The organism is Sphingorhabdus sp. (genome assembly GCF_035329025.1).
Taxonomy (GTDB): Bacteria; Pseudomonadota; Alphaproteobacteria; order Sphingomonadales; family Sphingomonadaceae; genus Sphingorhabdus_B.
Genome location: NZ_DAOLHN010000012.1, coordinates 24640 through 44232 on the forward strand (window position 1 = coordinate 24640; position 19593 = coordinate 44232).

The window sequence follows — 19593 nt, forward strand, 5'->3', positions numbered from 1 at the left end:
GGTTTACTCCCGGCCTCTTTTTTTGCCCGTTGCCCCGTCCAGTCTGCCACCCTATCTTGAAAATCAGGGGCTTGGACCAAAGGTAACCGGATATGGCAAAGCAAAAAAACAGCAAACTCCAGGTTGCCAATGCCCGGCCCGAGGATTCGGGGCGCGGACTTGCCCGCCTGTCGCGCGAATTCATGGCCGAACATGGCCTGCAGCAGGGCGATGTTATCGAGATTATCGGTAAGCGAACAACCGTCGCAAGAGCCTTTGACCCTTACCCGGAAGATGAAGGCCTCGAAGTCATTAGGCTCGACGGCTTGCAACGCGCCAATGCTGGAGCCGGTGCAGGTGACCATGTGGAGGTCAAGAAAACTACGTCAATCGCTGCGAAGCGCGTCGTTTTTGCGCCAGCCCAGCCCGAAATCCGCCTCGAAGGACCGGGCGATGCCCTCAAACGCAATTTCATCGGTCGCGCGCTGTTGGCCGGAGATGTTGTTGCGACCCACGGCCAACAGCGTGTCGCGCCCGAAAATATGCCGCCGCAACTGGCGCAAATGCTGGCGGCACCCGCCTTCGCGCTCACTGAAATCCGTCTGACGGTGGTGTCAACCACACCCAAGGGCATCGTCCATATCGACCAGGATACCGATGTCGAGCTGCGTGCTGAATATAGCCATGACGGCGATGTGCGTCGCGCGGATGTTACCTATGACGATATTGGCGGCATGGCCGATACCATTCGCCAGTTGCGTGAAATGGTCGAGCTTCCCTTGCGTTATCCAGAGCTGTTCACCCGGCTGGGCGTCGATCCACCGCGCGGCGTATTACTGCATGGCCCGCCGGGAACCGGCAAGACGCGTCTTGCCCGCGCGGTTGCAAATGAGAGCGAGGCCGAATTTTTCGTCATCAACGGCCCCGAAATCATGGGATCGGCCTATGGCGAATCCGAAAAGAAACTGCGGGAGATTTTCGCGGCAGCTACCAAGACCGCTCCTTCCATCCTGTTTATCGACGAGATCGATTCGATCGCCCCGTCACGGGACAAAGTGCACGGCGAGGCCGAAAAGCGGCTGGTCGCACAGTTGCTGACGCTGATGGACGGGCTGGAGCCGCGAACCAATCTGGTCGTGATAGCAGCAACCAATCGGCCTGAAGCCATCGACGAAGCGCTGCGCCGCCCAGGGCGCTTTGACCGCGAAATCATTGTGGGCGTTCCCGATGAAAGCGGTCGACGCGAAATCCTGGCGATCCATACGCGCGGCATGCCACTCGATGCCAAAGTCTCACTGCGCGAACTGGCGCGAACGACCTATGGCTTTGTCGGCGCAGATCTCAACGCCCTCAGCCGCGAGGCAGCGATTGAATCGGTCCGGCGCATCATGCCCAAGCTCGATCTTTCAACCGGAACAATCCCGGCCGAAGTGCTGGGGAATCTGAAGGTCACCCGGGACGATTTCCTCGAAGCGCTCAAGCGCGTCCAGCCTTCGGCAATGCGAGAGGTGATGGTTCAGTCGCCCAATGTCCGATGGGAGGATGTCGGCGGTATCGACGAAGCGCAGGCAAAACTGAAGGAGGGAATCGAGCTCCCCCTCAAAAACCCAGACGCCTTCCGCCGTCTCGGCATCCGCCCGGCCAAGGGGTTCCTGCTTTACGGACCGCCCGGAACCGGCAAGACCTTGCTGGCTAAGGCGGTGGCGCGAGAGAGTGAGGCCAATTTCATCTCGACCAAGTCATCAGACCTGTTGAGCAAATGGTATGGCGAGAGCGAGCAACAGATCGCCCGCCTGTTCGCGCGTGCGCGGCAAGTAGCCCCTACGATTATCTTCATCGACGAGATTGACAGTCTTGCGCCCGCAAGGGGAAGAGGTGCGAGCGAACCGCAAGCGACCGAGCGCGTGGTCAATACTTTGCTCGCCGAGATGGACGGTCTGGAAGAATTGCAATCCGTTGTCGTCATCGGTGCAACCAACCGGCCCACGCTGATGGACCCGGCATTGCTTCGTCCGGGGCGATTTGACGAGCTGGTCTATGTAACCGTACCGGACAAGGGCGGCCGTCGGCGCATTTTAGGGATTCACACGGCCAAGATGCCGCTCGGTAAGGACGTCGATCTTGACGAAATCGCCGAGCGCACCGATCGCTACACCGGTGCCGATCTGGAAGACCTCGTCCGTCGTGCCGGCTTGTTTGCTCTGCGCGAAGGCGGAAGCGACGCCAACGAAGTGCGGATGACCCACTTTAGCCAGGCATTGAACGCCAGTCGCGCAACGGTTTCTCCCGAAATGGAGGAGGAATATCGATCGATGGAGACCAAACTCAAACAGGCGGCGCTGGTGCCCGAAGGCATGGGTTTCGTCACGCCGGGAATGATAAAGCCGGTCAAGGCGTCAAAGCACGAACCCTGACCGCAGCATTTTTTGCACCGGTTCAACGGAGCATTAGCATAGGCACCCAATTGGTCTAAGTTTTCACCAACCTGATCAAGGGAGCAAAAATGTGAAGCTATCGACTTCTCTGTTTGTGAGTGCCGGGTTGGCGCTGCTCATTGCGATAGCTCCCGTCTTGATAACCTTCGCCGCAGCTATCATCGCGCAATCGGCAGGCTGCCAGTTAAATGAAGGCATGGCGCACCGGTGCGTTATCGCAGGAAAGGATTATGGACAGACGCTATATGAAATGGGCGTTGCCTTTTGGTTGTTCATGCTGACCGCATTATACTTGCCCGTCGCAGTCGCTCTGGGTGTTGCTGCCTTTATCAACATTGTTCGCGGGCGCGAAGATCCATATAAAAATGGCAAGACCGGCTGGGTATTCTGGCTGTTAATGGCATCCGCTTTGCTGTTTCCAATACTGGGCACGCTGTCTTTTATTTTGGCGGCTATCGCAGGAATATTGGTCTGGAACCGGAAGCGGAGCGCGGCGCCGGAGAGCTAGTCCAGACTTCGGTTGGCGACCTCATGCAATCCGATCGCGCGGACCAGCATCATGCCCTCTATAGCGACCAGTAATTTGGCCGCATCGCGCGCGCGCTCCGCATCATTTTTTGCCGCCAGTTGCGCCTCGCCCCAGGCAAGAAAGCCCTGCCCGATTGCGGCGGCGATCGGCGAGTAAAGCGGATCACCTCGCGCAGCCCTGCTCGCCAGTTCGATCCAGATACACATATATGGCCAGAAACGATCTTCAAAAAGTAAGCTCGCGAGTCTTTTCTGCAGAGCGGGCAGCGGCAAGGGCTCCGGTGCGGCGTGATCCGCCATCGCTATAGTCATGCGTTCGGCAATGCGCTGGAGCGTGGCAGCCAGCAATTCGGATTTATCTGTAAAATAGTAGAGCAACATACGATCGCTGGTACCAGCGGCCTTGGCCAACGGCCGCAAGCTGGCCGACACCAGACCGTGCGCAAGCACATGGTCGGCCAGCCGGTCAACAATTGCGGAACGCCGTTCGTCTGTTTTGCTTTGTTCCATCCAGCCCTGCTTATGCGCAATTAACTCTTGTAGCGACCGTTACGTTATTGTAGCATCCGCTACATACTTTTTCGGACAGGAAAGAAAATGCTATGTCAAGCTTTTGGCAAAATTGGTTCAAACTTTGGGCATGGGGCGTGATTATCTTCGGTATTGTACTGGCAAGCGGCGCATTTGCGGCAACCGAAGGGTTGGTGCGGCCGGTATTCGATATGCTTGGCAACCCCTTCCCGGCGGTGCCTGACGCGCATCATCGTTTCTCTCTGGGACTGATGGGTGCAGTCAGCATAGGCTGGGGTTTGACCTTGCTCGGTGTGTTCAAGGCCATATTCGGACTGACCCGCGACAGCGCCACCCCTTTCTGGCGCGCCGTGCTGGTGGCAACGGTAGGATGGTATGTGATCGACGGTTATATTTCGTACGCAACCGGTTTTGCGCTTAACATCGTTTCGAACACGTTGCTCGTTGCGCTGCTCCTGATTCCGCTGATCAAAAGCGGCGCGCTACGGGACACTGCTCCAGCTTAAAAGTCGACCTGCTCATAATAGGGCGGAGGCGTGATCGCCTCCATCCTCTCGGATAGCAAAGGCCGGAAACTCGGGCGGCTTTTGAACATCGAATACCAGCTCTTGGTCTGCTCGTGCCCGCTCCAGTCAATCCCGCCCAGATAGTCGGCAACCGAAATCTGCGCGGCGGCGGCAAGATCGGCCATGCTCATTGTCGGGCCCGCCATCCACGCGCGGTGGTCGATAAGGTAATCGATATAGTCGAGGTGCCCGTTCGCCAGCCGCATCGCCTCGCGCAGCACGGTGCTGTCGGGTGGCTGCCGATGCACCAGCCGCTTTTTCATCCGCTCATGGAGCAACGGTGCGGTGACATCCCCATAAAATTGCTGATCGAACCAGGCGGTCAGGCGACGGATTTCGGCGCGGTAGGCCGCAGAGCCACTGATCATCGGGGCGGTGTCGCTGACCTCTTCGATATATTCGCCAATCGCGACGGAATCGCACAAGGTCAGGTTGCGCGCCGGGTCTACCAGAACCGGCGTGCGCGCCGCAGGGTTCATGTAGAGGAATTCGTCGCGATGTTCCCACGGATTTTCGCGCACCAGGCTATAGGCAATCCCCTTTTCGCCCATTTGCAGGCGCACCTTGCGCGAAAACGGACATAGGGGAAATTGCAGGAGCTGCCACATGGCGGCCCTGTTAGGGATTCTGCGTCAGAAATGGAAGCGCACTGTTGGCGCTTTTCAGTGGATAGTGCCCAATGAGGTTTCAAGATTGAGCAGGATTACCAGCCGTTCAATCTGACGCCAGCGGCAATAATGCAAATGGTTGCCAACATTGCGGCTCTTTTCGGCACGTTCTGCCGCTTCAAGCCCGGCCTCAAACCCAAAACGGGCAATCAGGGCCTGCGCCTCGCTGACATCGCGGGCGTTGACATAAAGCGGCAGATACATGTTCGAGTGCGACCTCTTGGTTATTGAGTGGCAGGCTGACCGGGGTGTGGCCTGCCTGCAGGGACGCTTTTACCCGCAATCGGTAGATGAAGCCTTCCAGCACGTGGTTACCGAAGCGTTAGCCAGATCTGTTCGAAACAGATGTGTTGGCTTGAAGGCTTGCCCCCGCCCCCCATATGGTGGCAAAGACCGAAATATGACCATCCCAGACAATAAGCCTTCATCCGATCGCCCGCGCTTTGGCGGCGGCATTTTCCTGTTTATCGGCCTACTGATCGGTTCGATTGTCGGCATTGCGATGAACGAGGCTTCGATCGGGATGGTTGCAGGTTTCGGAATTGGTGGCCTGTTGGCAATACTGGTATGGATATTCGATCGCAAACGTGCAGAGGAAGGGCGTTAACATGCGCAAGCACATCTTTGGATTCCTGGCGTTTCTGCTCGTCCTTATCGGAATCGGCGGATGGTATGCGACCCGCCCCGACGTCGCGCAGCTATCGCTCGATAAGGTGACAGGTCCGAAGCCTGAAATCACCGAAGCGCGCGAGCAGATGTTCCCGACCGTTTCGGTCGCGGAGGCCGATCGCTGGAAGGCGGGAGAGGCCCCGACCGCTGCCGAAGGACTAGTCGTTGAGCGCTTTGCCGAAGGTCTTGACCATCCACGCAACATCTATGTGCTGCCCAATGGCGACGTGCTTGTCGCCGAAACCAATGCCCCCGCCAACCGCATGAAAGGCATCGAAGGCTGGATTGCGGCAAAACTGTTCGAAAAGGCTGGCGCAGCCGTACCTTCTGCCAACCGCATCACCCTGTTGCGTGACGCCGATGGCGACGGCAAGCCCGAGGTGAAGAGCGTGTTTCTCGAAGGGCTGAACTCGCCCTTTGGAATGGCCTTGGTTGGCAACATCCTTTACGTTGCAAATACTGATGCCGTTATGGCTTTCCCTTACAAGGAAGGCGACACCAAGATTACGGCCAAGGGTAACAAGATCCTTGAACTCAACGCCAAGGCGCCGAACAACCATTGGACCCGCAACCTTGCGGCCAGCGCCGATGGCACGAAACTCTACATCGCCGTAGGTTCGAATAGCAACATTGCCGAAAATGGCCTCGATCAGGAAATTGGCCGTGCACGGGTGATCGAACTCGACCTCGTTACCGGTAAAAGCGGGGCGTACAGCTCGGGCCTACGCAATCCGGTCGGTCTTGATTGGGATAGCCAGGGGCAACTGTGGACGGTCGTCAACGAACGCGACATGCTGGGTTCGGACACCGTACCGGATTATCTTGCGCTGGTCGAATTCGGCGCGGACTATGGCTGGCCGCACCATTATTGGGGCGGTTATACCGACCATCGTGTCAAACCCGGAAAGCCCGAGAAGCGCGAATATGAACGTCGCCCCGACTATGCGCTTGGCGCGCACACCGCGCCGCTTGGCCTGGTCTTTGCCGACCGGGCAAAGCTGGGCGGCGCATTCGCCAGCGGCGCCTTTGTCGCACGCCACGGGTCCTGGAACCGGGTACCGAAATCCGGCTATGACGTGATTTTCGTGCCGTTCAAAAACGGCATGCCCACCGGCCAACCGCTCAATGTGCTGACTGGATTCCTCGACAAGGAGGAGAAAGCACAAGGCCGCCCGACGATGCTCGCCATCGACAAAAGCGGCGCGCTGCTGGTCAGCGACGATGTCGGCAACATCATCTGGCGGGTGCGCGCGAAAGCCAAATAAAAAGCGAAGGGTTTCGTCAGCTCGTCCGTTTAGGGAAAAGACCCTGCATTTTTTGGGGTAGCCTTGAACGAGGAGGACAGTCGATGGCCATCGAAACGGCAATTGCCCTGAATCGCTTCGGGTTGGGTGCGCGGCCCGATGCCGCACCGCTTGCCAACCCCAAACGCTGGTTGATCGACCAGATGGCGAAATTCGATCCCAGGCCCGCTGCCATTTCAGCTCTGCCGCCCCGAAGCGAATTGATTACCGCCATCAAAGACCTGCGTATCGAAAATCGGGAACGCAAGGCTGCAAAGGCCGATGGTGCCGATGCAGCCGAACTGCAATTCAACGAATATCGCAAGGCGTTGCGCGATCAATATGTCGCGGCAGTTGATACCCGCCTCGGCGTCGCGCTCGCTTCGCGACAGGATTTTGCCGAACGACTGGTACATTTTTGGGCAAACCATTTTGCGATTTCGATCGACAAGATTGTGACGGTCGGCCTTGCGGGCAATTTCGAGTTCGAAGCAATCCGACCGCATATTTTCAGCCGTTTTGCCGATCTACTCAAAGCGGCAAGCTGGCATCCAGCAATGCTTCTATATCTCGATCAGGCGCAATCGATCGGACCCAACAGCGTGCTTGCACAACGTATCGGTTCGCGTCGCAAACGCGAAATTGGACTCAACGAAAATCTCGCTCGCGAAATTCTGGAACTCCATACACTGGGCGACAGAACCGCCTTTAGCCAAGCAGACGTCACCGAATTTGCCCGCGCTATGACGGGCCTCACGGTCGGCGGACTGGGTGAACGCCGATTGCAGCGCATTCTGGGCAGCGACACCAAACCGGGTGAAGGCATATTCGTCGACGCGCTGCACGAACCGGGAAAGCGCACGATTGTCGGGCGGAGCTATGCGCAAAATGGCGCCAAGGCGCTGGATGCCATCCTATCGGACCTTGCTACCCACCCGGCAACGGCGCGGCATATCGCAACCAAACTGGCGCGTCATTTTGTCGCCGACGATCCGCCCCCTGCGCTGGTTCAAAGACTCGAAGCCAATTTCGTCGAAACAGGCGGTGATCTTGCCACGCTCTATCGCACCCTGATAGAAGCGCCCGAAAGCTGGGCCCAGACGGGGACCAAGTTCAAAACCCCATGGGAATGGACGTTGTCATCGTTGCGGGCGCTTGGCGTTTTAGAAGTGCCCGGACGCGAGCGGGCCGCTGTCGCGTTGTTCAACCAGATGGGTCAACCCGTTTGGAAACCGGGCTCGCCCAAAGGCTATGGCGATATTGCAGCGGACTGGGCGGGACCTGCGGGGCTGATGCGAAGGGTCGAAACTGCAGGCCGTTTTGCCAAGCTCGCCGCCAACCGTGTCGATGCGCGCAAACTTGCCCCCAGCATCCTTCCCGGCACCCTTTCGCCAATGACCGCAGAGCATATTGCCCGCGCCGAAAGCCCCGAGCAGGGCCTCGCGCTGCTGCTCGTTTCCCCCGAGTTTCTTCGGAGATAAGCCCATGATCTTCAATCGACGCCGCCTGATCCTTTCCGGGCTCGCATCTACTGGAGTTGCGATAGCTCCGCGCATGGCCTTTGCCGCAGCCGAAACCGACCGGCGCTTCATCTTCATCATCCAGCGCGGCGCCGCCGACGGACTTGCCATCCTCGCGCCAACGGGTGATCCGGCGTTTGTTGGCGCTCGAGGTGAAATCGCAAGTGAGGCCACGACCGGGACAAAGCTCGACAGCTTGTTCACCTTGCACCCGCAAATGACCACGAGCGCCGGGTTGTTCGCGCAGAAACAGGCGGCTTTCTATCATGCCATTGCCTCTGGCTATCGTGAGCGTTCGCATTTCGACGGGCAGAACATGCTGGAGACTGCAGGAACCCGGCCCTATGGCCGCGACGATGGCTGGCTGAACCGCTTGTTAAGCCTGCTGCCAAAAGGCGAGAGCAAGGCGATTGCCGTTGCTAATGCCATTCCGCTCGCATTACGCGGACCTTACACCGTCAGCAGCTACGCCCCCTCACGCCTGCCCGATGCCGATACCGCGCTGATGGAACGGGTAGCGATGCTCTATGCCGAGGACGCCCAGCTCGCGCCGCTTTGGCAAAGCGCAACAGCGACAGAAGCTATGGCGGGCAGCATAGACTCGGGCGCCGGTCGTGGCGGCAATGTCGCAGGAAAGCTCGTCGCCAGCCTGATGGCCGGGGCCGACGGCGCGCGTGTTGCAATGGTCGAGACAACAGGATGGGACACACATTTCAATCAGGAAGGGCGTTTGGGCACCGTGCTGAAAGGTGTCGATGAGATGATCGACACTATGCGCAAAGAAATGGGACCCGCATGGTCCAAAACGCTGATATTGGTCGCCACCGAATTTGGCCGCACCGTGCATGTGAACGGCACGCGCGGCACCGATCACGGCACGGCATCTGCAGCAATGCTGTTCGGTGGTGGCCTAACCAACGGCGGAAAGATAGTCAGCGACTGGCCGGGCCTTGCAACAAACCAGCTTTACGAAGGCCGCGACCTCAAGCCGACGATGCGCTTCGAGATGGTGGTCGTGGCTGCCCTTTCGGCGCATTATGGCATTGACGCCGAAAGGTTGCGACGAACTGTCTTTCCGGATTTTGCCTGAAAAGTACCGGTGTCTTAACAGTATTGACTAGCCGCACACATTCAATCACCGTATTAATACGCTAATACGGAGTAACCTGTTTTGTCCAAGTCCCCGAAGAAAATCCTTTTGCTGGCAACCAGCCTGTTCGCAGCGGCCACAACAACAACCGCTTGCGCGCATACCACTGTCAAAGATGCTGATGTCTGTCGCGCCGATGCCGATGTCGACTCTCTATTCCGCGTACCCTTTCGAGTGGTCGATGGGCGCATCTACGTCGATGTCATGGTCAACGATAAAGGGCCTTTCGCATTTGCAATCGACACCGGTGCCAGCGGACTGGGTCGCTCGGATGCCAGCCTGACAAAAGCCCTAACGCTGCCCATCACCAATGGCGGCCTAACGAGCGACGGTGTTGCGACGGCCAGCGTCGATATGACCCGCTTCGAATCTCTCGAAATCGGCGGATATCGGAGAGAAAATATAGAAGTCATCACCCGCGACTATAGCAGTCGCCTTTCAGCGGAAGCCGCGATATCGGGTATTATCGGTCGAGACTTTTTCGCTGATGGCGTGCTGATAATCGATTATCCGACCCGCACTTTATCTTTCAACCGCTCACTCGAACTACCGGCAGACGACGCACAGGTCGTCACCTATGAACGTCCATTTCGCATCCCCGTATCGATCGGCAATGTCGAAACCGAAGGGCAAATGGATACGGGTGCCAATGTTGAATTTATAATGCCAAAATCACTTTTCGACAAAATCGGCGGTGGACCGTTGCAGGCCGCCGGAGATGCGACATTGACCAATACCAGCCTCGAAACACAGACCGCGCTGGTGCCTGGCCCATTCCGTTTCGGCGGCGCCGAATTTACCAACATCAATGTTCGCGTTTCTGAGCGCTTCCCCGAACTTATGGTCGGTGCCCGTGTACTGCAACACCACAAAATCCTGATCGACCAACGATCAAAACGGATCGCTGTCTGTAGACCGGACTAAGCGGCGGCCAACTCAGTGGCCCTTAGCAACCGCTGCTGCTCGGCGGAGCGCAAATAAAGAAAGTTGCTTGGCAACCCCAAACGCACACAGGCCTTTGCGGGCGGGGATTCAGGATCATGCTTGCGCTCCGCTGCGCGCGCTACCAGCTTGATGGCGATGCGGTCGGCAAAGGTGAGATCATATTCACGGCCCAATTCCAGCCGATCGCGCACCAGCGGTGGCAGGATCGAGACAGCAGCGCGCGCCAGTGCCCGGTGCAGGAAGCGTGGTATTTGCGGCGCGGCCTTACCCGACTGGATGATATCGAGAAACTCTGTGTTGATGGGATGCGGTTCGAACCGTCGGGCCAGCTTTTCCATCATGGCGAAGAAATCGGCACGGCTGTTCACCTTGTTCTGTACACCGTAGAGTTCGGCAACAGCTGTTCCTTCGCGGTAGAAGCGTTCCTGATCCTCGACCGACAAAGGCGCAACAAAGCGGTCGTAAGCAGTCAGGAAGCCATAGCCTGCGGTTGCGCTGACCCAATCGAGCAGCTCTGGATCCTTCGCCGAATAGGCGATGCCGCCGGGCGTTTCACCCTGCACCTTGGCGTGCATGCGGTTGACCCCTTCGATCACGCGGCGGGCGGCAGCCTGAGGCCCATAAACACCGATCATCGCGGCATAGCCGGTGCGCTCGGATCGGCCGATGGGATCGACCTTGTAGATCGAATGGTCCCACACGCCCGAACGGATGCGCGGATCGGCAAATTCCAGAAGCACGGCAGCGACCCCGCCAATGCCCAGCGCAATCTGGTTCTTGTACACCCGCCACGCAACCGAATCTGGCCCCAAAAAGGCAGGCGCGCCAGCGGGCTCGCTGTAATCGAAGGGCGGTAAAGGCTTGCGGATCGGTGCGTTCATCATCAATCCTTCCTCGGGATCAGTTGATTTAATCGCGTGATTAAACGCAGCCTGTCAAGCTTCAATCCCGTAAGCTGTTCGTTCCAGCGCGCCAAAGAAACCCAAGGCGCCTGCATCGCCAAAGGGCGCGAGCTGGCTCATCATCACCCCGCCAACGCCATTAGCGGGATCGATCCAATAATAGCTGTTAAAGATACCAGCCCAGGCCAAGCTGCCGGGCGCGCGACCATTGGGGCCCTGCTCCGGATTGATTAGAAAGCCGAGGCCCCAGCCGGTGTGCTGGTCGGGGAACGTGTCATAGGGTTGGGCGAGATCGGGCATCGCTGAACCCATAAAGCCAGCCCGCAGCGGCGCGACTTGGTTGCGCGCCATTTCAGCGACCGTTGCTTCTGCCAGCACACGATGTCCGTCTAACTCGCCACCGCGCAGCATCATGCGCACGAAGCGGCCATAATCATGCGCGGTCGACGACAGCCCGCCGCCGCCCGCATCGAACTCGCCACCGCCAAGGAACATCGGCTGGATGGCGAGATCGCCCTCCGGTGTGCGGGCATGCACCTTGGCTGCATCGTCGGGAAGTGCATCGAGAAATGCGGTCGATGACATGCCGAGTGGATCAAGCAGGTTGGATTGCAGATACTGACCGAGCCGCTTGCCCGATGCAGCCTCTACCGCCAGCCCGACCCAGTCAGTTGCAACGCTATATTCCCAATTCTCTCCCGGATCGAACAGCAGCGGCATCTGGATAGATGCCAGCGAGCCCGGTGCCGGCATTCCGGTCGCGGCGAAATAGCGCAGCACTTCCGGGCGGATGAAGAAATAGCCGAGCCCCGCCGTGTGCGTCAGCAAATGGCGGAGCGTGATCGGGCGCGATGCAGGGCGCAATTGCGGTTCTCCGCTGTCGGAAAAGCCGGTGAGCACTTGCGGATCCGCCAATTGCGGGAGCAGGTCGCCAATGGGTGCATCCAGATCGAGTGCGCCGCTTTCCACCAGTTGCATTGCACCGGCCGACACGATTGCCTTGGTCATTGACGCTATCTGGAAGATCGTGTCGATTTCCATTGCCGCTCCAGTCGTCGCATCGGCATGGCCGAACGCCTCGACAAGGCGAACGCCGTCGCGGTCCGCGATTAACGCCACCGCTCCGGGCAATCCGGATTCGGCAAAAGCCTTCTCAAGTACTTGTCTGCTCATAGACACTCCCCTCCCCTGTTCTGTTTCAGTCACCCAACTCAATCCATGTCGGGGCATGGTCACTCGCTTTCTCGCGACCTCTATGGTCCTTGTCGACGCCGCAAGCACGCAGTCGATCCGCCGCGACCGGGCTGAGCAATAGATGGTCGATACGAAAACCATGGTCTTGCTGCCAGGCGCCTGCCTGATAGTCCCAATAGGTCCACACCCGCCCTTGCGGAAAATGCGTGGCCAGAGCGTCGGTCCAGCCATCGGCGAGCAAAGTGCGATAGGCGGCGATGCTTTCCGGCTGACGCAGCGCATCGTCGAGAAGCGCCTTGGTCGACCAGATGTCATGATCGTGCGGGATGACGTTATAATCACCCGCGAGCACCACCGGCAGTTCAAGCACCGCCAATTCCGCTGCACGCGCACGCAGGCGCTGCATCCATTTCAGCTTGTAATCGAACTTAGGCCCCGGCTGGGGATTGCCGTTGGGCAGGTAGATGCTGGCGATACGAACGCCATGCACTTCCGCCTCCAGATAGCGCGACTGTTCATCCTCCGGATCGCCCGCCAAACCGCGCCGGGTTTCGACCGGTTGGGCGTCGCGTGCGAGGATGGCCACACCGTTGAAGCTTTTCTGCCCGTGCCAGATCGCGCCATAACCAAGACGTTCAAACTCAGCGACAGGGAAGCCTTCGTCCTGCGTTTTGATTTCCTGCAGGCAGGCTATGTCGGGCCGGGTTTCGTCGAGCCATTCGAGCAGACGCGGCAGACGCGCTTTGATGCCGTTGATATTATATGTAGCGATACGCATGTTGCGACCCTAGCGAGGGGTCAGCCGCTCATCAAACCGAAAAGCTGGAACCGCAACCGCAGCCCGACTGGGCATTGGGATTGGTGACCTGAAAGCTTTTGCCACCAAGCGATTCAACAAAATCGACTGCCGAGCCACGCACCAGATCAAGACTGACCGAATCGACAACCAGTTTTGCCTCACCCGATTCGGCGATGACATCATCGGCTTCGACCGCATCGGCCAGACCGAAACGGTATTGGAATCCTGAACAGCCGCCACCTTCAACCGATAGGCGCAGCAAAGGCGCCTTACCGAGCTTATGCGCGATTTCCGCTACGCGTTTCGCGGCATTTGGCAAAAGCTGGATGTCGGGAGACATGGTCATGTCCTATATGTAGGGACAAACAAAAAGGGCGGCAAGGTGTCTCCACGATGCCAGCCCCAGATTACACCCTCTCCCAAAGGTGATGCGTTTACGGTCGGTAGTGCTTATTCAGCTGGACCGCCCATAGATTTGGTATCAGCATCCTTGGATGCAATCAAGATATTTGACACTTTTGTTGCACTCTCAAGGAAGCTGGTCGGATTGACCGGCTCGCCAGCGATGCGGACTTCATAATGCAGGTGGCTACCGGTCGAACGGCCGGTCGAACCCATGAAACCAATGATGTCGCCCTTGCGGACACGCTGGCCCGAATAGACGTTCATTGCTGAAAGATGGCCATAGCGGGTCTGGATGGCATTGCCATGTTCGATTTCGACATATTTGCCATAGCCGGAAACCCATTGTGCGCGGCCGATGATACCATCGGCGGTTGCGTAGATCGGCGTACCGATGGGGCCTGCAATGTCGAGACCTTTGTGATTCTTGCGGCGACCCTGAAAGGGATCGGTGCGATAGCCATATTGGCTGGTCATGCGCATCGATTCGACGGGGTTGATTGACGGAACGGCAACCTGAGATTTGCGCGCGGATCCACTCACCTGGCCCCAGCCATCGTGAAGAGCGCGGAATTCGGGATCGGAAACGCCGAGTGCAGTCTTGTTCGAAGCGACATCTTCCGGCTTTACGCGGAAAGCGTCAGACGCAGCGGCGGCGGAATTGGCAAGTGCAGGTGTAGCAACCGAAGCCGAAGCGACGAGGCTAGCTGCAAGTAACACTTTTCCCATCAGTGATTGGCCCGAAGCCAAAACGCTGTGTACCATGTGTAATTACGACCCTTTGTTGCAATCCCGCATTTGCGTACGGGACTGATCCCCAAATTTGCGGCAATTATTTGCCTACCCCTTATGTGCCATTGGGTCTGGCTGGGCCGTCAGGACAATGCAACCTGCATGTAATAATCCCGCGTTAAACCGGCCTTCGAACGCGCCGAGTCGTTGAACGGAGGCTTAACAGCCCCCCGGAAGTGGCGGTTTACCAGCACTTTCCAGTAAGACTTTGGTAATAGTTCGGCATCGCGACATCCCGATTCAAACCATTTCGTTCCCGCCGAAACATGGCGGATTTCGTCGGTAAAAATGCGCTGGAGGATGCGTGCCGAGGCCGAATCGCCCTGCGCCTCGAATCGCTCCACTGTCGCTGGCGTCACGTCGAGACCACGGGCTTCGAGCACCATCGGGACGATGGCCAAGCGCGCCAGCGCATCGTCGCGTGTCGCGTAAGCCGCCTCCCAAAGCCCATCATGCGCGGGCATCGCGCCATAGTGACTGCCGAGTTGTTTGAGCCGCCGGTCGAGCAATGCGAAGTGCATCGCCTCGTCAGCCCCCACACGCAGCCAATCATCGGCAAATTCGCGCGGGAATTGCCCACCGAACCGCCCCAGCAGATCGAAAGCAAGATCAATCGCGACAAATTCGATATGCGCCAGTGCATGCAACATGGCGATCCGCGCTCGCTCGGATCCGGCCCTGCGGCGCTTTGGCATGAAACGTGGGGCCAGCAGTTCGGGATGATCGGGTCGTGCCGGATAATCTGGCATTTGGGTGTCGAAACTATGTTCCAGCCGACCCAGCCGCCAATCGCGAGCAACCGCCCGTGCCCGCATCAGCTTCGCCTGCGGGTCGGCGGTTTCGAGCACCGATTTGCACGCTTCACCCAGCGTCAGAACCATAAATTCCAAGCCTTCCAGAGATAGAAGACGCCAATGGCAGTGACGATCCATGCCGTCCAGCGCTTGAAATTGGCGTCGCTCAACCGATCGAGCACCCAACCGCCCGCAGTTGTGCCCAGCATTGATGCCGGGATCGCCAAAGCAAACACCCACCAAGGCGGCACCCCTCTGCTGCCGGCAGCCAGCAATGGTGCGCCATAGACAATGATCTTCGCCAAGTGGCTGAACACCTGCGTTGCCGCCTTGGTCGCGACGATCTGGTGGCGGTTCAACGCGGTTCGCACAAAAAAGATATCGAGCAACGGCCCAGCCACACCCGCGCTCAGGTTCAATGCAGTCACCAGAAACCCTGACATCAGCGCGTGCGGCGTTTTGGAGGCATCAAGCTGCAACCAGCCTTTGGGCAGCCACACCAGCATAGGTACGAGCCCAAGCAACAGAAACAGGACGGGCTTTGAAGGCATGAAGCCGATGGCCAGCACCACACCCGCCGCAACCGCAGACGCGAGCGCATAGTTCCATAGGATTGGCCAGGCGATGTGCTCGCGGTGCAGCACCGCGCGCCAGCCATTGGCGACAAGCTGCAGCAATCCGTGGGTCACGAATGCCGCCGACACCGGCAAGACAAGCGCCAGCGCACCCATCAGCACCAACCCGCCAGCCATCCCGAAAATGCCCGATAGCAGGGCTGTCAGGAAAGCTGTGATGACGAGGAAGAGGGCAATGGGTGTGGTCATAAAACATTAGTCTGTATTACAAACAATGTGTCACCCCCGACTGATCGGGGGTCCATGGTCTGAATTGTCGGTATAAACCGCATCAGCGGACCATGGATTCCCGCTTTCGCGGGAATGACAGTTATTGGAAATCGACTCAAAGCGCCTTCACCGCCTCCAGCACCTCCGCCGCGTGCCCCTTGACCTTCACATTATGCCAGACACGCGCGACCTTGCCGTCCTTGCCGATCAGGAAGGTGCAGCGTTCGATGCCCATATATTTCTTGCCGTACATCGATTTTTCGACCCACGCGCCCATCTGTTCGGTGGCATCGCTCTCTTCGTCGGAAAGTAACGAGACCTTCAGGTCATATTTATCGGCAAATTTGGTCAGCTTGGCGGGTTTGTCCTTTGACATGCCGTAAACGGTAGCGCCTGCTTTCGCAAATTCGCCCTGCAACTCGGTAAAGTCCTTCGCTTCATTGGTGCAACCAGGAGTGTCCGCCTTGGGATAGAAATAGAAGACAAACGGCCCCTTCAGCGCGCCTAGCGCCACATCATTGCCAGCGCTGTCTTTCACGGTCACGGCGGGGAGGGTATCGTTGACATCAGTCATAATTTTTCTCCTTACATTCCATTTTTCAATCTTGACGCGATGCCCTGCCATTCGGCGGAAATGATACCCCGCGCAGCGTCGACAGCCTGCACAACATCACCCCAGTTGGTGAAGCCCAGCGCCTTCGCAACTACGGCTTGCGCTGGCTCGGGCGGAACCTCGCAATCGGGCGCTACCAGCCGCAGCATGACGAGCAACCGCGTCAGTAACGCCTGCGAAGGCGCAAATCCTTCCGGCAAAAGCCCCGTAGCGATCAACGCATCGGCGGCGCGATCAAGCTGCGGATGAAGGCCCTGCCCGAACCGCAGTTGCAGCGCGTGGATGACAAATTCGGCGTCGACCAAACCACCGGGCAGCAATTTTACGTCGAGCGCGCCCTTGGGTGGCTTGTGCGTCGCCATGTCGCTGCGCATCTTGATGATGTCGTCCGCCAGTTTGCCTGCATCGCGGGGCATCGCCAGCGTTTCGTTGATTATCGCTTCCAACTGCGCTGCAGATTGCGCCGATCCATAAACCGGTCGCGCGCGGGTGAGCGCCATATGCTCCCACGTCCACGCCTCTTCGCGCTGATATTTGGCAAAACTTTCAAATGAAACGCAGAGCAACCCTTGCGCGCCGGAGGGCCGCAGTCTGGTATCGACTTCGTATAGCGCGCCCGATGCCGTCGCGACAGTCAGCGCGCCCACTGCACGCTGTGCCAACCGGTTGAAATATTGCGTAGCGCCCAAAGGCCGAGGGCCATCGGATTCTTCGCCATGATCGCCTGAAAAAAGCAGGATGAGGTCAAGATCCGAAGCGTGCGTCAGCGCTTCACCACCGAACCTGCCCAGCGCCAGAATCGCGAGCTCACCACCTGGCACCTTGCCATGGGCACGCTCGAACTCGGCGACAGTTGCCGCAGTCAGTTTCTCGACCGCGATTTCCGCGAGCATTGCATAGGCGTGCGAGACCGCGAGCGGGTCTTGTTGCCCCTCGACGAGCTGGACACCAAAAGCGAAGCGTTTTTCGCCGACAAAGGCCCGGACAAGATCAAGCAAAGTCTGATAATCGTCATCGACTATCCGCGCTTCCAGCTCATCCAGCAGAGCATCCCGGCTTTCAGGCAGGCGGAAGGCGCTGGTATCGATCAACCCTTCCAGCAACTCGCCGCGTCGCGCCAACGCATCGGCCAGCGTCGGGGCATAGCTCAAAATGTCAGCCAGCAATTGCAGCAATGCTGGGCGGGCATCGAGCAGGTTGAAGAAATTGATCGCGCTCGGCAGCGCCTCGATCACATTGTCGAACCGGGCGAGCGCATTGGACGGGTCCGGTGCTTTGGCCAGCGCCTCCATGATTTTCGGAAGGACGGTTTCGAACGCCTCACGCGCTGAGCTGGAGCGGATTGCGCGCAACTGGCCGCTGCGCCAGCGCGCCAGTCTTTGGGCAACGGCTGGCGGATCGGCATAGCCCAGCGCTGAAAGCTGATCCTCCAGTGGCAGGCCATCATCGGCAAGCCGCTTTGTGCTCTCATCTTCCGCGCCAGCCAGCCCGTCATAGATCGCTCCCACACTGGTCACGACCGGTTCGAGTAGAGCGACCAGCGCTTCCCCATCTGTAAGCCCGTGCAACCGCGCCGCGCGATCAAGATCGGCGGCATTTTCAGGCAGGCTATGCGTCTGCCGGTCGTCGAGCATTTGCAGCCGATGCTCGACGGTGCGCAGCAGCTGATAGGCCGACGACAGCGTTTCCGCTTCATCCGCACCGATCCGATCGCGCTCTGCCAATGTGGCCAAGGCCGTGCGGGTGTCGGCCATGCGCAGGCCGGGGTCGCGCCCGCCGTGGATCAACTGGTGCGCCTGCGCGAAAAATTCGCATTCGCGTATCCCGCCCCTGCCCCGCTTGAGGTCGTAGCCGGGGCCGAGTACTTGGCCCTTGTGATAATGATCGCGGATCTGCCCGCTCATCTTGCGGATATTGGCGAGCTGGCCAAAATCAAGACTGCGCCGCCAGACAAAGGGCTGGATGCTTTTGAGGAAATAGTCTCCCAACGCCTTGTCGCCCGCTGCCGCCCTTGCGCGGATGAACGCCGCCTGCTCCCATGCGAGCGCGCTCGATTCATAATAGCTGATCGCTGCTTCAACCGGAATCGCGATGGGCGTGACCTCGGGCGAGGGCCGCAACCGCATATCGACGCGGAAGACATAGCCATTTTCATCGCGCGCGCCGAGCAGTTCGATAATCCTGCGCCCGATGCGCACCGCGCTGTCCGCGACATCCTCGCGCTCGCGATGTGGTAGTGTCTCCGGATCGTAGAGGAAGATCGGGTCGATGTCGGAGGAATAGTTCAGTTCCTGCCCGCCATGTTTGCCAAGGCCAATCACGGCGAAGCCTTGCACCGGAGCATCGGGGACGCGCTCGGCGAAGGCGGCCGCGATTGCGGTTTCGAGCGCGCTGTCGGCGAAGTCGGAGAGGATGCGGGTGACGCGCGTCAGATCCCAAACGCCTGCAAGGTCAGCAATCGCCGTGACCAATGCCACGCCTTGCCGCCTTTTGCGCAAGGTGGCAGCGGTGTCGTTTTCGACCGTTATGGAAAGCGCCGCGGCCAACGCACCCTCAAAGTCCTCACGCGCCAGCAGAGCCACCAGTTCCGGCTGGCGCTCGATCAGCTGATCAAGGAACGGGCTGTTCGCCCGGGCAATCGATATGGCTTGGGAGACAGGCAAGGCTTAACGACGCTTTTTTTCGATGAGGGCGTTTTGCTGCCATGCGCTGGGGGCCTTATCGGTGCGGTGGATGCAGCCGGGCCAGCAGCAGGGGCGTTTCTTGCCTTCTAGCAATTCTTCGCCTGTGCGCCTTATGCGCCGCGCACGTGTCGCGGCTTGCTTGGCATCCTCTACCCAACAAATGAATTCGTTGCGCCCCAAAGGCGTAATGCTCTGCCAAAGCCCAAAAACTGCCGCATCGGCAAGCAATGCTTCGCGCAAATCGTCAGGAAGCTGATGGACTGTGCCTTGGGCAATATCTTGAGCCATGATCGA

Annotated in this window: 21 protein-coding genes; 8 read left to right on the forward strand and 13 right to left on the reverse strand. The window is 58.7% G+C overall.

Features of this window, described 5'->3' with window-relative positions; all coding sequences use genetic code 11:
• Nucleotides 1-92: 92 nt before the first annotated feature.
• Nucleotides 93-2393: a CDC48 family AAA ATPase gene (locus PKC81_RS04875; RefSeq protein ID WP_324333676.1), complete on the forward strand. Its 2301-nt coding sequence runs from the start codon at nucleotides 93-95 to the stop codon at nucleotides 2391-2393.
• A gap of 91 nt (nucleotides 2394-2484) precedes the next feature.
• Nucleotides 2485-2922, forward strand: coding sequence for a hypothetical protein (locus PKC81_RS04880; RefSeq protein ID WP_324333678.1), 438 nt, complete (start codon nucleotides 2485-2487; stop codon nucleotides 2920-2922).
• Here the strand turns inward: PKC81_RS04880 and PKC81_RS04885 are convergent.
• Entirely contained in the window at nucleotides 2919-3452 is a 534-nt protein-coding gene (locus PKC81_RS04885) for a TetR/AcrR family transcriptional regulator (RefSeq protein WP_324333680.1), read from the reverse strand. The two genes, PKC81_RS04880 and PKC81_RS04885, sit on opposite strands and share 4 nt — an antisense overlap.
• A gap of 92 nt (nucleotides 3453-3544) precedes the next feature.
• Here PKC81_RS04885 and PKC81_RS04890 point away from each other — a divergent pair, with 92 nt between their 5' ends.
• Nucleotides 3545-3979, forward strand: a complete 435-nt coding sequence (locus PKC81_RS04890) for a hypothetical protein (RefSeq protein WP_324333682.1) — start codon at nucleotides 3545-3547, stop codon at nucleotides 3977-3979.
• Here the strand turns inward: PKC81_RS04890 and PKC81_RS04895 are convergent.
• Both PKC81_RS04895 and PKC81_RS04900 read right to left on the reverse strand, forming a co-directional pair.
• Nucleotides 3976-4647, reverse strand: coding sequence for a glutathione S-transferase family protein (locus PKC81_RS04895; protein WP_324333683.1), 672 nt, complete (start codon nucleotides 4645-4647; stop codon nucleotides 3976-3978). The genes PKC81_RS04890 and PKC81_RS04895 overlap by 4 nt on opposite strands.
• Nucleotides 4648-4701: 54 nt before the next feature.
• The gene (locus PKC81_RS04900) at nucleotides 4702-4911 is read right to left on the reverse strand and encodes a hypothetical protein (RefSeq protein ID WP_298604683.1); all 210 of its coding nucleotides are present in this window, start codon (nucleotides 4909-4911) and stop codon (nucleotides 4702-4704) included.
• A 196-nt stretch (nucleotides 4912-5107) separates the two neighbouring features.
• On the opposite strand from PKC81_RS04900, the gene PKC81_RS04905 reads away from it, so the two are divergent.
• From PKC81_RS04905 to PKC81_RS04925, 5 genes are all read left to right on the forward strand, one after another.
• Entirely contained in the window at nucleotides 5108-5314 is a 207-nt protein-coding gene (locus tag PKC81_RS04905; protein WP_324333686.1) for a hypothetical protein, read from the forward strand.
• A gap of 1 nt (nucleotide 5315) precedes the next feature.
• Nucleotides 5316-6641, forward strand: coding sequence for a sorbosone dehydrogenase family protein (locus tag PKC81_RS04910; RefSeq protein WP_324333688.1), 1326 nt, complete (start codon nucleotides 5316-5318; stop codon nucleotides 6639-6641).
• 83 nt (nucleotides 6642-6724) lie between these two features.
• Entirely contained in the window at nucleotides 6725-8140 is a 1416-nt protein-coding gene (locus tag PKC81_RS04915) for a DUF1800 domain-containing protein (RefSeq protein WP_324333690.1), read from the forward strand.
• Nucleotides 8141-8144: 4 nt separating this feature from the next.
• Complete coding sequence (locus tag PKC81_RS04920; protein WP_324333692.1) at nucleotides 8145-9269, forward strand: DUF1501 domain-containing protein; 1125 nt, start codon at nucleotides 8145-8147, stop codon at nucleotides 9267-9269.
• 81 nt (nucleotides 9270-9350) lie between these two features.
• A complete protein-coding gene (locus PKC81_RS04925) occupies nucleotides 9351-10253 on the forward strand; it encodes an aspartyl protease family protein (RefSeq protein ID WP_324333694.1) in 903 nt (300 codons plus the stop codon).
• On the opposite strand, the gene PKC81_RS04930 is transcribed toward PKC81_RS04925, so the two are convergent.
• From PKC81_RS04930 to PKC81_RS04975, 10 genes are all read right to left on the reverse strand, one after another.
• Nucleotides 10250-11158 carry an oxygenase MpaB family protein gene (locus tag PKC81_RS04930; RefSeq protein ID WP_324333696.1) on the reverse strand — a complete coding sequence of 303 codons (909 nt, stop codon included), beginning with the start codon at nucleotides 11156-11158 and terminating at the stop codon, nucleotides 10250-10252. The two genes, PKC81_RS04925 and PKC81_RS04930, sit on opposite strands and share 4 nt — an antisense overlap.
• Before the next feature lie 51 nt (nucleotides 11159-11209).
• The gene (locus tag PKC81_RS04935; protein WP_324333698.1) at nucleotides 11210-12349 is read right to left on the reverse strand and encodes a serine hydrolase domain-containing protein; all 1140 of its coding nucleotides are present in this window, start codon (nucleotides 12347-12349) and stop codon (nucleotides 11210-11212) included.
• Between the two features lie 25 nt (nucleotides 12350-12374).
• Nucleotides 12375-13148: an exodeoxyribonuclease III gene (gene xth, locus PKC81_RS04940; RefSeq protein ID WP_324333700.1), complete on the reverse strand. Its 774-nt coding sequence runs from the start codon at nucleotides 13146-13148 to the stop codon at nucleotides 12375-12377.
• A 31-nt stretch (nucleotides 13149-13179) separates the two neighbouring features.
• The gene (locus tag PKC81_RS04945; RefSeq protein WP_324333702.1) at nucleotides 13180-13515 is read right to left on the reverse strand and encodes an iron-sulfur cluster assembly accessory protein; all 336 of its coding nucleotides are present in this window, start codon (nucleotides 13513-13515) and stop codon (nucleotides 13180-13182) included.
• Between the two features lie 104 nt (nucleotides 13516-13619).
• A complete protein-coding gene (locus PKC81_RS04950) occupies nucleotides 13620-14336 on the reverse strand; it encodes a M23 family metallopeptidase (protein WP_324333705.1) in 717 nt (238 codons plus the stop codon).
• Nucleotides 14337-14446: 110 nt separating this feature from the next.
• Nucleotides 14447-15244 (reverse strand): ferritin-like domain-containing protein, encoded by a 798-nt coding sequence (locus PKC81_RS04955; protein WP_324333706.1) that lies wholly within the window; start codon nucleotides 15242-15244, stop codon nucleotides 14447-14449.
• Entirely contained in the window at nucleotides 15235-15981 is a 747-nt protein-coding gene (locus PKC81_RS04960; protein ID WP_324333708.1) for a sulfite exporter TauE/SafE family protein, read from the reverse strand. Before PKC81_RS04960 ends, PKC81_RS04955 begins: the two co-directional genes overlap by 10 nt.
• A 136-nt stretch (nucleotides 15982-16117) precedes the next feature.
• Nucleotides 16118-16576, reverse strand: coding sequence for a peroxiredoxin (locus tag PKC81_RS04965; protein WP_324333710.1), 459 nt, complete (start codon nucleotides 16574-16576; stop codon nucleotides 16118-16120).
• A gap of 11 nt (nucleotides 16577-16587) precedes the next feature.
• A complete protein-coding gene (locus PKC81_RS04970) occupies nucleotides 16588-19278 on the reverse strand; it encodes a bifunctional [glutamine synthetase] adenylyltransferase/[glutamine synthetase]-adenylyl-L-tyrosine phosphorylase (protein WP_324333712.1) in 2691 nt (896 codons plus the stop codon).
• Nucleotides 19279-19281: 3 nt separating this feature from the next.
• Nucleotides 19282-19587, reverse strand: coding sequence for a YdeI/OmpD-associated family protein (locus PKC81_RS04975; RefSeq protein WP_324333714.1), 306 nt, complete (start codon nucleotides 19585-19587; stop codon nucleotides 19282-19284).
• Nucleotides 19588-19593: the final 6 nt, after the last annotated feature.